Origin of the sequence: Chondromyces apiculatus DSM 436 (genome assembly GCF_000601485.1) — a bacterium.
GTDB lineage: Bacteria > Myxococcota_A > Polyangia > Polyangiales > Polyangiaceae > Chondromyces > Chondromyces apiculatus.
Genome location: NZ_ASRX01000032.1, coordinates 26,552 through 42,196, shown reverse-complemented (window position 1 = coordinate 42,196; position 15,645 = coordinate 26,552). Strand labels below are relative to the sequence as shown.

1 protein-coding gene is annotated in these 15,645 nt (G+C 67.7%); it reads right to left on the bottom strand.

What is annotated here, in order from left to right; all coding sequences use genetic code 11:
- Positions 1-15,600 (bottom strand): non-ribosomal peptide synthetase, encoded by a 15,600-nt coding sequence (locus tag CAP_RS21170; protein ID WP_081865114.1) that lies wholly within the window; start codon positions 15,598-15,600, stop codon positions 1-3.
- Between the last annotated feature and the right edge of the window lie 45 nt (positions 15,601-15,645).

The window sequence follows — 15,645 nt, the reverse complement described above, 5'->3', positions numbered from 1 at the left end:
TCATAGACTCATGTCCATCAAGCGCTTGGCTTCATCGAGATCCAGATCGTCGCCACGCAGCCTCTCGAAGATCCGCAGCAGGCGTGTGTCGTCGGCATCGGGCTCCCGCGCCTCGACACCAGCGCTGCGCGCTCCGTCGTCCTCACCGTGACGTGGCATCGTGCTCTCCCCAGCTTTCATCGCTTCAATCGCGCCTGCGAGATCCGCGATGGTCGAATGCTCGAACAGAAAGCTCACCGGCAGGGGTATGGTGAACGTCTCCTGGATCCGGAAAATGAGCCTGGCGGCCAGCAGTGAGCTTCCCCCGATGTCGAAGAACCCGTCGTGGATGCCCACCTGCTCGCAGCCGAGGATGTCCCGGTAGAGACCGGCCAGGGTCTCCTCCGTGGCAAAGCGCGGAGCGACATACGCCCCCTCGACGGTCGACGCCGCACGGTCCGGCCTGGGGAGGGCCCTTCGGTCCACCTTGTTGTTCGGCGTCAGAGGAAGGGCGTCGAGAGCGACGAATGCCGCGGGGATCATGTACTCCGGGAGCCACTTCCGCAGAAAGCTCTGCAGCTCTCTCGGCTGCGGCTCATCGCCCGACCGAGTCACGACGTACGCCACCAGCGCCTTCTCCGAACCCATGTCGTCCCGCCCGAGGACGACGCAATCGCTCACGCCGCTGTGCTTCTTCAGCGCAGCCTCGATCTCGCCAGGCTCGATGCGGAAGCCGCGGATCTTGAGCTGCTTGTCCCCTCTGGCGACGAACTCGATCCGGCCATCCGCGAGGAATCGCCCCTGATCTCCGGTCCTGTACAGGCGCGCGCCGGAGCCGAAAGGATCGGGGACGAACCGCTCCGCAGTCAGGCCGGGCCGGTCCAGATAGCCTCGCGCTAGCCCATCGCCGCCGATGTGCACGTCGCCGATGACGCCGGGCGGAACGAGACGCAAGCCGCGATCCAGGATGTAGATCGTCGTGTTGTCGATGGGCACGCCGATGGGCTCGACGGCGAGCTGAGGAGATGCGGCGTGCGTGACGGGGGCGAGGGCGGACCAGATGGTCGTCTCCGTGGGGCCGTAGAGGTTCCAGACCGCCTTCGCGTTCTCCAGGAGTTGCCGCGACAGGGTGGTGGGCAAGGCTTCTCCTCCGCAGAAGACGGTGAGGTTCGCGCTAGCCTTCCAGCCTGAAGCCAGGAGCAGCCGCCAGGTGGCAGGCGTCGCCTGCATCGAGGAGATCTCGTGGGTGGCGAGCATTCGTTGCAAGGACGCCCCATCGGCGGCGGAGTCCCGATCCGCCACGACCACGGAAGCGCCGGTGATCAGCGGCAGGTACAGCTCCATCGCAGCGATGTCGAACGAGATGGTCGTCACGGCCAGGAGGCGCTCCGACCGCTCGAAGCTCAGACGCCGCTGCATCGAGCACAGAAAATTGGTCAGAGCGCGGTGGGTGACGAGGACTCCCTTGGGTACGCCTGTCGAGCCGGACGTGTAGATGACGTACGCCGTGTTGTCCGGCAGCACGTCGACATCCAGGTCCGCGCCGTCCCCATCCTCTTGCCACGCCTCGGGATCCCCCAGATAGAGCGTCGACACGGCACCGCCCGAGGTGGTCACCGGAGATCCCTGGAAGGTCACCAGCACACCGACCTTCGCGTGCTCCAGCATGTAGGTCAGGCGGTCCGCTGGATACGTCGGGTCCATGGGCACATACGCCCCTCCCGCCTTGAGCACGCCCAGCAATGCCACCGCCATGTCGAGCGACCGGGGTACGCAGATCCCCACCAGGATCTCTGGACCCACTCCGAGGGCTCGGAGGCGGCGCGCCAGGCGATTGGATCGGGCATTCAACGCCTGGTAGCTCAGACGCTGCCCTCCGCAGAAGATCGCCTCTTTTTCCGGGTGGAGCCTCGCCTGTTCCTCGAAGAGCCGATGCGCAGGTCTGTCCGCCGGATAGGAGGCCTCGGTCCTGTTCCAGTCCTCAAGGATCCGGCGCTGCTCGCCGGCGGAGACGAGCGGATGCTCCGGGACGTCGAGGTCCGGATGGGCCGTGACACTCTCCAGCAGGACGTGGAAATGACCCACCATCCGGGCGACGGTGGCCTCGTCGAACAGGTCGGCGTTGTACTTCAGGGACCCGGACAAGGTGGTGCCGAGCTCCATCATCTCGAGCGTGAGATCGAACTGACCTTCCTGCTGCGCCATGGGGAAGGAGGTGAGATCGAGTCCCCCGAGGGTCGTCCGGACCCCCGGCTCCTGCGAGAGCAAGCCGATGATGTCACCGTGACCGTGCGCCTTCTGGAAGACGAATTCGGCCTGGAACAGGGGAGAGCGACCCGTCCGTCGATCCGGGTTGAGCTGCTCGACCAGCAGAGGGAACGGATAGTGCTGGTGCTCCAGCGCTCTCAGCACAGTCTCCCGGACCTGCTTCAGGTGGGCGCGGAAGGTGAGGCGCTCGCTCAGATCGCCTCGCAGAACGACGGGATTGACGAAGTACCCGACGACATCGTTGAAGCGATCGTCACGTCTCCCCGAGGTCGGAGAGCCGATCCACACCATGTCATCGCCGGTGTAGCGATGGAGCAGGATCTGATAGGCCGCGAGCAGGACCATGAACAGCGTGGCCCTCTCCTGCTGCGCGAGCGCGGCAAGCCGGCGGCTCAGCACCGCGTCGAGCGTGAAGTACCGCGAGCTGCCGTTGAACGTCTGGCTCACCGAACGGGGGTGGTCGACGGGCAAGTTCAAGACGGGCGGCGTGCCCCCAAGGGTGCGCTGCCAGTACTCCCGGAGACGGTCTCCCTCGCCCGAGCTCAACATGCTCCTCTCCGAGGACATGAAATCGGCATGGGAGTGGGTGAGCGGCGGCAGCGACGGGCTCTCGCCCTTGTCGAGGGAGGGATAGACCACGCCGAGTTCCCGCATCAGCGTCCAGACGGACCAGGCGTCGGCGACGATGTGGTGCATGTTCAGCAGGAAGACGTGGTCCTGCCCCGCGCACCGGAAGAGATGCACGCGCACGAGCGGACCGCGCGCGAGATCGAAGGGTCGCCGGTAGCGCTCCTCGACCTCTCGCCGCAGCTCGTCAGGCGAGAATTCGAGCGCGTCGACGTGCTCGAAGAACATCTCCGGGGCGTCATGGATCTCCTGCATCGGAACTCCCTGACGCGCCTGGATCGTGGTCCTCAGCGCGGGGTGTCGTTCCACGAGGAGCCTCCAGGCATCGTGGAACGCGACGAGGTTCAGCGGCGATGCGATGCGGAACGTGAGGGCGATGTGGTACGCAGCGCTCTCCGGTGCGAGCTGATGCAGGAACCACAGCGCTTGCTGCCCGTGCGAGAGGGGAAGGAGACGTGGTTCGCGCGGTGGTGGCGTCGCAGGCAAGGGCTCCACGAAGGGGACCAGCCGCCCCAGGCTCTCTCCGTGGTGCTCGTACAGGTGGCGGGCGAGAGACTCCACCGTCGAAAACTCGAAGAGAATCGCCGGCGACAGCGCGAGATCCAGCTCCTTGTTGAGCTGATTGACGAAAGCCATCGAGGTGATGGAGTCGATCCCGTAATCGGTGAGCTGGACGTCGAGCCCCACCTTCTCCGGAGCCATCTGCAGGAACCTGGCGACCCGATGCAGGATCTCCGCCCGGAGACGCTCCAGTGCATCGCCAGGGGCGCTCGCGTGCGCTGCTCGTCGCGAGGAGCCTCCGGTCACGACGAACCGTTCGATCTTCCGCGGATCGCCCTCCACGACCATGAGCTGCGCGTCATCCAGCGCGAACGCCTGGAGGAAGGATTCCAGACCGGACCTGGCCTCGAACGGCGTCATGCCCATGCTCGTCTGCAGGAACAGCTCGCTTTCTCCGTCGACCTTCATGCCGCCCTCGCTCCAGAGCGGCCAGTTGATGGAGAGCGTCCTGCCGCGGCGTTGCCCCGCGGCTCGGGAGAGCTCGCGCCATGACGCAAAGGCGTCGAGGAACCTGTTCGCGAACGAGTAATCGGCTTGACCGACGATGTCGACGACGGCCGAGATGGAGGAGAAGAGCGCGAAGAAAGCGAGATTCTCGTCCTTCGTCGCCGCGTCCAGGTTCACGGTTCCGAAGACCTTCGCACTCACCACCGCCTCGATGTCGCGCCGGGACTTGTTGCGGACATAGGCATTTCTCGCCACGCCGGCGCTGTGCAGGATGCCGTCGAGCCCACCGAAGCAGGCCTTGATCGTCGCCAGCAGCGCGTCCACCTCCTCGCGTACGGCGACGTCGGCCTGGAGGTAAACTAGCTCTCCGCCCTTCTCCTGGATGCGCCGCAGCTCGGCGGCTCTGTCCTCGCCGAGCGCGGAGCGACCGCACAGCACGACGCGGGCCTGGTGGTGATTCGCCAGGAAGGCCCCGAAAAGGAGGCCCAGACCGCCCGCGCCGCCCGTGATCAAGTACACGCCCCCACGCTTCAGCGGGGGCTCGCGCGCAGGCATCGCCCTGACCCGTTCCAGGTCCATGGCCCAGCGTTGCCCCTCGCCGTAGCGCACCTCCACCGCGCGCTCGGCGATCCGGTCCGGCTGAAGCTCGCGGTAGGCCACCTCCGCGACGCTCTCCGTGGGGAAAAGCGCGACGGTCCTGCAGAAGAGGTGGGGGTTCTCCTGCCGAAGGCTCCGGAGGAAGCCTCCCACGGCAGCATACGGGGGCTCCGCGCCGGGATGGCTCTCCCGGTAGACGTAGAGCAGGTGAACCTTCTGCTGCCCCCTCCGCTCCACCAGGGCCCGGCACAGGGCGAACATGGAGTGGAGGCCAAGCTCGAGCTGCTCGGCGAGCACGCCAAGGGTCGCGTCGAACGCCGGGCGAGACCAGGCATGGACCACGCAGGCCGGTGCCATGCCCCTGTCGTCGAGCGTCCGGAGCAGCAGGCGATGATCGTCCAGGCTCCCCGGCGCAACCTCGAAACGCCCACCGCCGAGGTCCTTGAAGCCGCTCCCGGGCCTCACCCGGACGACCTGGGTCCACCGCGCCTCACTCCACGCGGAGGCGCCATCGCCAGGTCCCTCGAAGACCAGGAGCGGCCCCCTCGGAGTGGCCCCCGCGGGCGCAGCGCCTTGCGGGGACGAACTCCAGACCTGCCGGTAGTAGAGGCGCTCGGGTGGGGGCGCGCCCTTGAGCAACGGCCTCACCACCAAGTCTGTAAGCCTGGCAAGGAGCCTCCCCTGCTCGTCGAGGATCTCCACATCGAACCGCCTCTCCTCCGACTCGCTCGAAGGCAGCCGGCTCCTGGAGGTGATGAGGCTGTAGCACCGGCTCGTGAGCGGGCCGAACAGCTCCAGCGCGCCCAGGGAGTAGGGCACCAGCACCTGAGGCTCGGCCCCCCTCTCGCTCGAAAGCAGCATCAACGCGTGCAGCGCACTGTCCATGAGCGCAGGGTGGAGGCGGAAGGCGTCGAGCCCACGCACGGCCTCCTGAGGCAGCTCCAGCAGGGACAGGCTCTCGTGCTCGTTCCGCCAGACCTCCTGGATGCACCGGAAGCTCGGACCATAGGCGAAGCCCAGCTTCGCGAAGGCTCGGTAGCAGTCTGCGCCGTCCTCGCGCTCGCGGCACCGGGCCCGGATGGCCTCCAGCTCCCGGTGCACCGGGGGCGCGAGGTGCGCGCCGTTCGCGCCGTTCGCGGCCCCGTAGATCACGCGGCCCTGCGCGAACACGCCCGGGCGCCCGTCGTCATCGTGACTGCGGACCTCGAAGCGGGCGCCGTCACCCTCGGCGTGAAAGTCGACATCGAGCGTGATGGGCCCGCCGTCCACCACGACCGGCCTCGCCCAGACGACGTCCCTGACAGCGCTCACCTGCCGCTCCGCGGCGATGCCGCCACCGACGCATGCCATCTCCAGATAGGCGACGCCCGGAAGGACCTTCCGCTGCGCGACGACGTGATCGGTCAGGAAGAGTTCGCGGCCAGTGAGGGTCGTCGTGAACCTTTGCCGCGCGAAGCTCGAGACGTTCTGGCCCAGCAGGGGGTGAAGCTGACCCGCCTCTCTCGGCGCCTCGGCGGTGCCCTCTTCCTCCGGCACCCAGCAACGTTCCCTGGCGAAGGGGTACGTGGGTAGGCTGATCCGGCGGGGCGGCGGGATGAAGTCCGAGTCGTGCAGGCGGTTCCAGTCGACCTCGAAGCCCTGGACCCAGGCTTCGACGAGCTTCTCGTACCTGCGACCATGCATCCACGTGTCGAGGAGCATGGCCAGGTCCTCGTCGCCGAGGAATGCGCCGAGCACCTCCTTGCTGCGCGCGCCTTGCGCCTGGTACACGCCCTCGATGGCGCGCTTGCCCTGAGGCCCGCGCCGCTCCGCCGGGCCCTCCGGGGCCAGGAAGCTCCGGAGCTTCTGCTCAAGGTCCTCGAGCGAGGTGACGAGCAAGCCCAGACGCTCCTCCATGGCCTCCCGCCCGACCTGGAGCGTGTAGGCCACATCCGCGATGCGCAGCGTCGGCCCGCGGAAGGCGAGCGCGTGCGCTGCGACCGCCTCGGAAACCGCCTCGCTCGGCGGCCTCGCGGGCGCCCCGAGCTTCTCGTCGAGGTACGCCAGGAGGATGGCCAGGGAGCCCTTCGTCAGGAACTCGGTCGCGTCGAGCGCCACGCCGAACTCCTCCTGCACGGCCTCCAGCGCCTGGAGCTGCTCCAGGCGCCCCACGCCGTAATCCTCGAAGCGCTCCTCGTCGACGAGGTGGTGCTCCTCGACTCCGAGCGATCGTGCAAACAGCGGCCGGATCACGCCTGCGAAGCGCGCGCGCGCCGAGGCCGACGCGACCGCCGGCCCCTCGTCCGGCTGGGTCCAGGCGGCACCCTGGACCGCCTCGTCGCGAAGGCGGGCGTCCTCCAGAAAAGCCAGGAGCTGCGCTGCCTGAGCGCGCAGCCGCTCGACGTTCTTCGCGGACAGCGGCACCACGAAAAGATCAGGCTCCTCCTCGTCCCCTTCACGCGCCGCGCCCCCTTCGGGTACGAACTCTTCGATCAGGACATGCGCGTTCGAGCCCCCCGCGCCGAAGGAGCTGATCCCGGCAACCCTCGGGCCTTCCTTCTCTCCGCCCTCGTCGAGGAGCACCGGCCTCTTCCACGCCTCCAGGTGCCGCTGGACCTTGAAGGGCGAGCGCTGGAAGTCGATCAGCGGGTTCAGCTCCTCCGCGTGCAGCGATGGGACCAGGGTCCCGTACCGCATCTGGAGCAGCACCTTGGTGACCGCCACGACCCCCGCAGCGCCTTCCAGGTGGCCCACGTTCGACTTCACCGAAGCGATCGCGCAGAACTGCGAGTCCTGCGTGTGTCTCCGGAAGGCCTTGGTGAGGCCTGCAACCTCGATGGGGTCACCCAGGGCGGTGCCCGTGCCGTGTGACTCCACGTAAGAGATGCTCCGGGGGCTCACCTGGCTGTTCTGCAGCGCATCCAGGATCAGGCTGGCCTGGGCGTTGGGGTTCGGGACCGTGAACCCATTGACCTTGCCGCCATGGTTGAGGGCGCCACCCTTGATGACGCCATAGATGTGGTCTCCGTCCCGGAGCGCGTCATCGAGCGACTTCATGAGAATCGCGCCGACGCCCTCGCCGGGCACGTACCCGCTCCCTCCAGCGCCGAAGCTCCGACACTTCCCCTCGCTCGAGAGCAGGTTGAGCTGGCTCAGCCTCGCGTACTTCTTCGGGTGGATCGACAGGTTGGTCCCGCCGGCGATCGCTGCGTAGCACTCCCCTTTCCGCACGCTCTCGTACGCGAGCACGATCGAGGTGAGCGAGCTTGAGCAAGCAGTATCGAGCGAGACGCTGGGGCCACGGAAATTGAAGAAGTACGAGATGCGGTTGGCGATGAACGAGGCCCAGTAGCTCGTGGCGACGTGGCCCTCCAGAAAGTCGTAATCGTGGTACATGCTCCCCACGAAGACGCCCACGTTGTTCTCTCTGGGGAGTTCTGCCCTGTTGCTCGTGCGATCCCACCGGTAGCCGGCATCCTCGCAGGCTTCCCACACCACCTCCGCGAACAGGCGCTGCTGCGGGTCCATGTAGTTGGCCTCGCGCGGGGAGATGTTGAAGAAGAGCGGATCGAACTTGTCGACATCCGCGATGAAGCCCCCCCACTTGCTGTTCGTCTGGTCCGGCCTCGGGTGGTGGGGCGTGTAGTACTTGCGATGATCCCACCTCTCCAGCGGGATCTCCTCGATGCAGTCTCGCCCGGCCACCAGGTTCGCCCAGAACTCGCGCAAGTTCCTCGCCTGGGGGTAGCGACCGGCCACCCCGATGATCGCAACGTCCCGCCGCTCGCGCGCGACGGGCCGCTGCTCCGACAGATCACGCTCTCTGACCTCGCGGATGGGACGGAGGTGCACGGGCTCGGGGATGCTCGTCGCCGCGCGGTGGACCTGAGATGCCCCTCCCCTGGGCGCCTTGACCCCGAAGCGCGCGGCGAGCAAGCCCCGCAGCTTGTCGCCATGGTGCTCGGCGAAGTACCCCGCCAGGCTCCGGACCGTGCTGTACTCGAAGAACAGCGTGCCGGGGAGCGAGCCGAAGTCCTCCCGCAGACGGCTGTTCATGTCCATGATGATCATCGAGTCGATGCCGTAGGCCCCGAGGCCCTCGTCCGCATCGATCTTCGCGGCAGCGACGCCCGTAGCCTCGGAGATCAACCCCGTCAGGTACCGGACCGCGCCCGTCACGATCGCGACGGGCTCTGCCGATTCCCTCCCTGACCCCGCCGCCGTTTCCTTGGCAGCAGCGCGCGGCGGCTCCTGGGCCAGGGGCGGCACCGGTTCCCTGCGAGCAGCGCGCAAGGGCGGAACCGGCTCTCGCGCATCCGTCGCGGAGGGCATCGAGAGCGGCACTCCTCCCGTCACCCCCAGCACACGCTCGACTTTCCGACGATCCCCCGGTGCGACCACGACCTGCGGGCTGCCAAGGCGGAGCGCCTCCTCCAGGATCGCCTGGCCCTCGGCTGCCGTGATCGCGGTGAACCCGCCGTGCTCGAAATAGAGGGCCCGTCCGCGCTCGTCCCGGAAGAAGTCGTCCTGGAAGCCGCCTTCCTTCCAGTAAGGCCAGTTGACGGAAATCGTCTTGCCGTGTCTTCGTTGCCCGGCTTCGAGGTGGCCTCGCCATGCAGCGAACCCGTCGAGGAAGCGGTTGCCTGCGGCATAGCTCCCCCTCCCGAAATCGCCGAGAAACGACGATAGCGACGAGAACAGCAGGAAGAAGTCCAGCGGATCGTCCCGGGTCGCGAGGTCCAGGTTCACGGTCCCGTGGACCTTCGCGCGCATCCCCTGCTCGAAGCTCGCCGCCGTCGTCTCGGGGGTGAAGGGCTCCCCGGCAAGGCCGGCGCAGTGCAGGACCCCGTGGAGGCTCCCCACGCCTCTCCGGGCCTCCTCCAGCGCCGCCGCGAGTCCCTGCCGGTCCGCGACGTCGACCTGCAGGTAGGTGACGCTCCCGGCGGTCTCCCGCAAGGTCGCCAGGCGCTCCAGGCCGCGTGCATCCAGGCTGGAGCGCCCGAGGAGCAGGAGGTGGGCACCACAGAGGCTCGCGAGGAAGGAGGCCATCTGGAGACCGATCCCGCCGAGCCCCCCGGTGATCAGGTAGGTACCGCCCTGCCTGAACGTCGGCCCCGAGGCGCGCCGGTCGGCGTCTTCGAGGCGCTGGAGATGCCGGGTGAACCGCTCCTCCGACCGGTAGAGGATCTCCGTCCCGTTCGGTGCCCCGCCAAGCAGTTCGCGGGCGAGGAGCGACGGACTGAGCGCCTCTCGCCCGGCACGTGACGGCTGCGTGGCGTCGACTCTCACAGTGACGAGCGACACCGCAGGCGCGATGCCAGGTATCGATCTCGCGAGGCCTGCGATCGTCTCGTGGAGCGGCAGCGCGCGCGGGTCCTCGGGGAAGCAAGCGACGACACGGACCGCATGCCTCGGCGCCTGCTGCATCAGCGCCTTCACCAGGCTCATCAGGCCGTGCAGCCCACGGTTCAGTCCCTGAGCGAGGCTCCCCTCATCGCCCGGCAGGCCGGCCTCGTCGTCCTGGGGCGTCGCGCAGGGCAGCGCATAAAGCACGTCCGTCGGTCGCCGCCCCGCGCTTTCGAGCATGGCCAGGAGCTTTCGCGCGTCCCCGAGCTCTCCGGGGGCGATCTGCACATGCACGGACGAGATGGGACGATACGCCCCATGCGGCTCGATCCAGATCACGTCCTCCCCGGGGATGCCGTGGTTCCTCGACAGGTGCTCGGCCAGCGTGTCGCGACAGTCACGCGTGGTGTCGACGACCAGGATCCGCCGGTCCCCACCGCGCGCACCGAGGTCGCGCACGCCGCGCACCTCCACAGCCGGCAGCTCCGTCCTCTCCCAGACCGGCTGGTACAGCGGCAGCCTGCGCGCCTCTTCCTTCTTGGGCTCCGCGACAGGCTGCGCCTTGAACCGCTTGAAGCAGAAGTCCTCGAAGCGCAGAAGCTCTACCCCGTCCATGTCGAGGATGGAGATATCGGCGACGTAATCACCGTTCTCGTGCTTCTTCACCAACCGCGCATACGAGAGGCACGCCTTCGGCACGCTCCCGAACGCGCGGAGCGATCCCAGCGAGAAGGGTATCCGCAGCGTCGCGTTGAGATCGTTCTTGCCGAGGCCGATCATGAAGCAGGCCCGCACGGCGGTATCCAGCAGGGAGGGATGCCAGACGAACGTGGACCAGCCGTCCCACAGCGCCTCGGGGACCCGGATCGCCATCAGGGCCTCCTCCTCGCCCACGTACATCGACTCGGTGAGCTGGAAGGATGGCCCGTAGTCGAAGCCCAGATCCTTCAGGTGTGCGTCGATCGCGTGAGCCTCCACGACCGCCGAGCAGCGTGCGCGGATCGCACCGAGATCGACCTTTTCGGGTCTCGCGGAGGTGGACTCCGCCTTCGCCATCGTTCCCTGAGAGAAGACCCAGGCGCCGCCAGTCGCTGCCTCGGCGTCCCGGCGTATTTCGAAGGAGACGACGTCGCCACGCGGGACGAGATGGATGGCCACCGGGCAGGTCGCGTCCTGCAGGAGGACCGGACGCCCCCACATCACATCCCGGACCGCGACGACCTCCCCCCCGAGCGCGCGTGCCCCGGCGGCGCGGGCCATCTCCAGGTGTGCGACCCCCGGCAAGATCACCTGGCCGTGCACCACGTGGTCCTCGAGGTAGAACACCTTCCTGTCGAAGACCTTGCGGTACTTCTGCTCCTTCAAGGTCGACTCGTTGCTGTCGAGCAGCGGGTGGAGACCTGGCGCAGCGACACTGGACAGGCCCGGGGCTCCCGCGGACGGTGCGCGCCCTGGGAGCCAGTGACGCTCGTGCGCGAAGGGGTAGGTGGGTGCCGAAACGTGGCGGAGCCCGTGGTCACCGCCCGCCACGAGACCTGATCCCTGAAACACGCCCTCGTCGTGCATCGCCTCCCAGTCGATCGTCACCCCCGCAGCCCATAGCGAGGCGAGGCTGCCGAGATCCCCTCGCTGCGCCGCGAGGCGGCCGAGTTGCTCCGCCGGAGCCCCCTGCACCAGCGCCTTCATGCCGGCAGGGACGCTCCTGAGGTTGCCCTGGTAGCAGTCCTCGATGTCCCTCTCCCGTGCGATGTACCGCGCGAGCTTCCGCGAGAGATCCCCCTCGCTCGCCACAACCATGGCGAGCCGCTCGTCCATCGCCTGCCGGCCCTTCTGGAAGGTGAAGACCACGTCCGCGAAGGTGGCCGTGGCCTCCCTCTCCCCGGCGCGCAGCCACGACAGGACGTTCCCCGCATAGGTCCGGAGCTGCTCCTCGTTCTTCGCGGAGAGCACGAACACGTGGGGGCCTTGCGCCCCCGGCCCACGCCTCTCTGGCTGCCGGTACTCCTCGAGGACCACGTGCGCATTGGCCCCCCCGGAGCCGAAGCTGCTCACCCCGCCCAGGAGCGCTGGTGAGCCCGGCCGCGGCCGCCACTCCTGGTGGCGATCGACGATATAGAACGGGCTCTCGTCGAGCTGGATGTGAGGGTTCAGGCTGCTGAAGTGGATCGTGGCCGGCAGCTCCCGCTTCTGCAGGCAGAGCAGGAGCTTGAGGAGGCCCGCGAGCCCTGCGGCCGCCTCCAGGTGCCCGAGGTTGCTCTTCACGGAGCCCAGCCCGCACGACCTCGCCTCCGGAGACCCTCCTCCAGTCGCAGCGGCAAAGGCCTCCTTCATGCCTCGCACCTCGATGGGATCCCCGAGCGAGGTCCCGGTGCCGTGGGCCTCGATGTACCCCAGCGCGTCGGGAGAGATGCCCGCCGCGCGCCACGCAGCGAGGAGCAGCCGTGCCTGCTGCTCGGGGTTCGGGACCGTGAGCCCGCTGGCCTGTCCCCCGTGGTTGGTCGCGCTCCCGCGGATGACCGCGTAGATGCGATCCCCATCCTGGACGGCGCGCTCCAGGGGCTTGAGCAGCACCATGATCGCGCCCTCGGCGCGGACGTAGCCATCCGCCGCGCCGTCGAAGGTCTTGCACCGTCCATCTGCCGCGAGCATCCCTGCCTTGTGGTAAACGACGCTGTTCGCGGGGTGGCAGATGACGTTGACGCCCCCGACCAGCGCCAGCGAGGACTCTCCCGCCCGCAAGGCGTGCACCGCCTGGTGAAGCGCGACCAGCGAGCTCGAACAGGCAGTATCGATCTGGACGCTCGGACCGTTCAGATCGAGGACGTAGGAGATCCGGTTGGCGAGCACGGCCATCGAGCTGCCAGACCCGAAGTGAGGCCCCGGAGCGACCCCCGATGTCTCCAGGAGCCGACCATAGTCGGATCCGCTCGCACCAATGAACACGCTCGCGTCCGTGTGGGCCACGGACTCCGCCGGGTAGCCGGCATCCTCCAGCACCTCCCAGGCAAGCTCCAGGAGGATCCGCTGCTGCGGATCCATGCTCTCGGCTTCCTTGGGAGAAATCCGGAAGAACGACGCGTCGAAGCCATCGATCTCCCTCAGGAACCCGCCGCGATCGATGCCCCGATGTTGCCCTGCCGGATCGATGCCGGCGGGCCACGGAAACCGCCCCTCGGGCAACGAGCCGATGGCGCTCCCAGCTCCTTTCAGGAGCGGCCATAGCTGCTCCAGCGTGGTGATCCCGCCGGGCAGCCGGCAAGCAACGCCGATGATCGCGACGCCCCCCGGCGATGGCGCCCGAGGCGCGCTGGCGCCGCGGCTCACGTCCGGTCGGGCTTGCTCTTCCCGGACCTCGCTCGCCCCCGCGCGCTCTGGCGCCGGAGCACGTCGGAGCTGCCGTTCGAGGGAGGCGCAGATCTTGGCTGCGGTGTTGTATTGGAAGAAGAACGTGGGATCGAGGGCGACCTCGTACTTGTGACGGATCTGCTCGTTGAGTTCCAGCAGGTCGGCCGAATCGAGCCCCATATCGATCAGTGGATGGTCTGGTGCAAATGCCTTCTCCTTGGTCTCGCCCAGGCAACGCCGGATGACCATCTCCACGAACCGGGCGATGGAGGCCTCCGAGTGTGCGACGCCGGCACGCTCGACCTGTTCCTGCCCTCCCGCCGTCACCTCGTTCCGCTTGCGTGTCAGTGGTTCGTAGGAGATCAGCACGCCATGGCCGTCGTTCTGCGTATCTCCTGGCCTGAAGCCCGGGACCACGCCTTCGACACGCGCCCCGTGCATCTCGTGGAACCGCAGGATCGGATCGGCCAGCGTCCCCCGGCTGGTACGCCAGTGAACGTACTCCGACAGAGGGACGCCGCTTCGCTTGTCGTAGCTCTTGCAGCGCGTGACGCCCACCACAGAGCGCACACCGTTCATCATGCTGCAGCGCTGCAGCATGAACTCCAGGAGGTTGTCCCCGAGCTGCTGCTCCTGCATCGTCGGCGCGATGTTCAGGGTGAGCAACTGCACCACGGGGCCGTCCGGGCGATGCAAGCGATGGACCTCACGGGCAGAGCAAGTCCACAGCGCCTCGGCGCGCTCGATGCGCTGGGAGTAGATCACCCCCACCACCGAGCGCACGGGCTCCCGGCGCTCGACGACGAGCTGGCCCTCGGGATAGCGGGTGATGCGATCGCTCAGCTCTTCCCTCGGCGTACGCACCTCCGGAGACCAGCAAAGCCGCTCCAATTCGTCGAGCGCGTCGAGATCGCCGGGCTCCGCAGGGCGCACGATGTAATCGCGCTTCTCCAGGTGGCTGAGCGTGATGCGGCAGAATGGCAGCGTCTTCGGGTAACGTGTGGGCTTCACCCTGGGGAAGAGGCCCACCCCTGCCGCCAGCATGAGGAAGCACTCCGCATCGATCAGGTGCTGACTCGAAAAGGCATGCAGGGCGTCGAAATAGAAGCTCTCCGTGGTCTCGAAATGCCCGCGCGTGAGCTGCGGCGACATGCCGTGCACCTCGAGCAGGATCATTCCATGCGCACTGACGACTGCAGCCCAGCGTTCGAGGTGCTTCGACCAGGCCTCCAGGATGTCGCCGGAGGCGATGCTCTCTCCCCGCGCGTCCACGTGAACGCCTCCGGGCGCGAACCCGAAGTGCCTCGGCAACTCGCCTTCCCCGCGCGGCACGTACCGGAAGTTGTGATCGAGAAAGGAGCGCACGTGCAGGATGCGCTCCGGGTCCGAGACGCCCACCGCCCCGAGATCCGAGAGCAGGCGCTGGGGATCGTTGATGTCCCCTTCCAGGAGGATCGGGGAGAGCCCCTCCAGGGTCCGCGCCGTCTCGCGCAGGGCGGCCCGGTTGTAATCGATACCAATCAGGCGCAGCGGGAACTCATTCAATCGCTTGCCCCGCTCGGTGCGGGTGCAGATCAAGGCATGGATCTGCTTGAGGAAGGTGCCATCGCCGCAGCCCATGTCGGCCACGTAGCGGGGCTGCTCTTCCAGGGGCAGGCGGTTGAACAGCTCCAGGACGAGCGCCTCCACGTCCGCGAAGTAGCGCTCGTGCTGGAAACCGCTGGATAGGACGTTCAGCCTCCGATCGACGTGCGCCTCTCCGGACACGGGATCCACCCGGAACACCGGCTCGGGATCCCCGAAGAGCACCTCGCCCATCCGCGCCAGCATGGGGCGGTAGGACGCCGGGAGCGCCATGATGAGCGCGCGCTCCACGAGCTGGCGCCCGAGGTCCGTCAGGTCGAGCACCTCGCCCCCTCCGGTGGCCCAACGTTGGTGGAGGAACAGCGCCCGCAGCGCCTCGCGCATGGGCGCGTCGAGCCCCGCGAAGAGCGCAGCATCCCCGGCCCGCTGCCGCTCCCTCAGCGCCAGAAAGAGGGGCAGCATCCATACCCCATCGAGCAGCTTCGTCACCTGCGGCGAGGCAGACCCCCGCCCATCGACACGCCCGCGGATCCACCGGAGAAGGATCTCCCGCGGCTCGTCGCGTTGCAGGAGATCCTCGATCGGATGCCGGTAAAGCTCCCCTGCTCCCTCCGGGATCTCGTGAGGTCTCGCGTCCTCGGTGAGCAGGTAGGCTCCGTCCGTGGTTCGCGTGACCCAACCGAGGGATTCGAGCATGTGCAAGGCCACCCTCAGATAGCCTCGATTCGCCCCCTCGCTGAGCGCGGCGAAGTGAACCGGGCGCTCCGCATCGAGCCGCCGGAACAGGCCCCACGCACGGCAGGCCTCGATCACGGGAATCGCGACGTATCCATGAGAGTATGTATTGAACACCGAGAGCATGGTCATGACCTCGCGAACGAACGACGGTGTCGTCGACGGCGAAACGAGCTT

Bases quoted from the DNA above. Each gene is read 5' to 3' on its own strand.
- CAP_RS21170 (WP_081865114.1), bottom strand. From the start codon at position 15,600: ATGACCATGCTCTCGGTGTTCAATACATACTCTCATGGATACGTCGCG.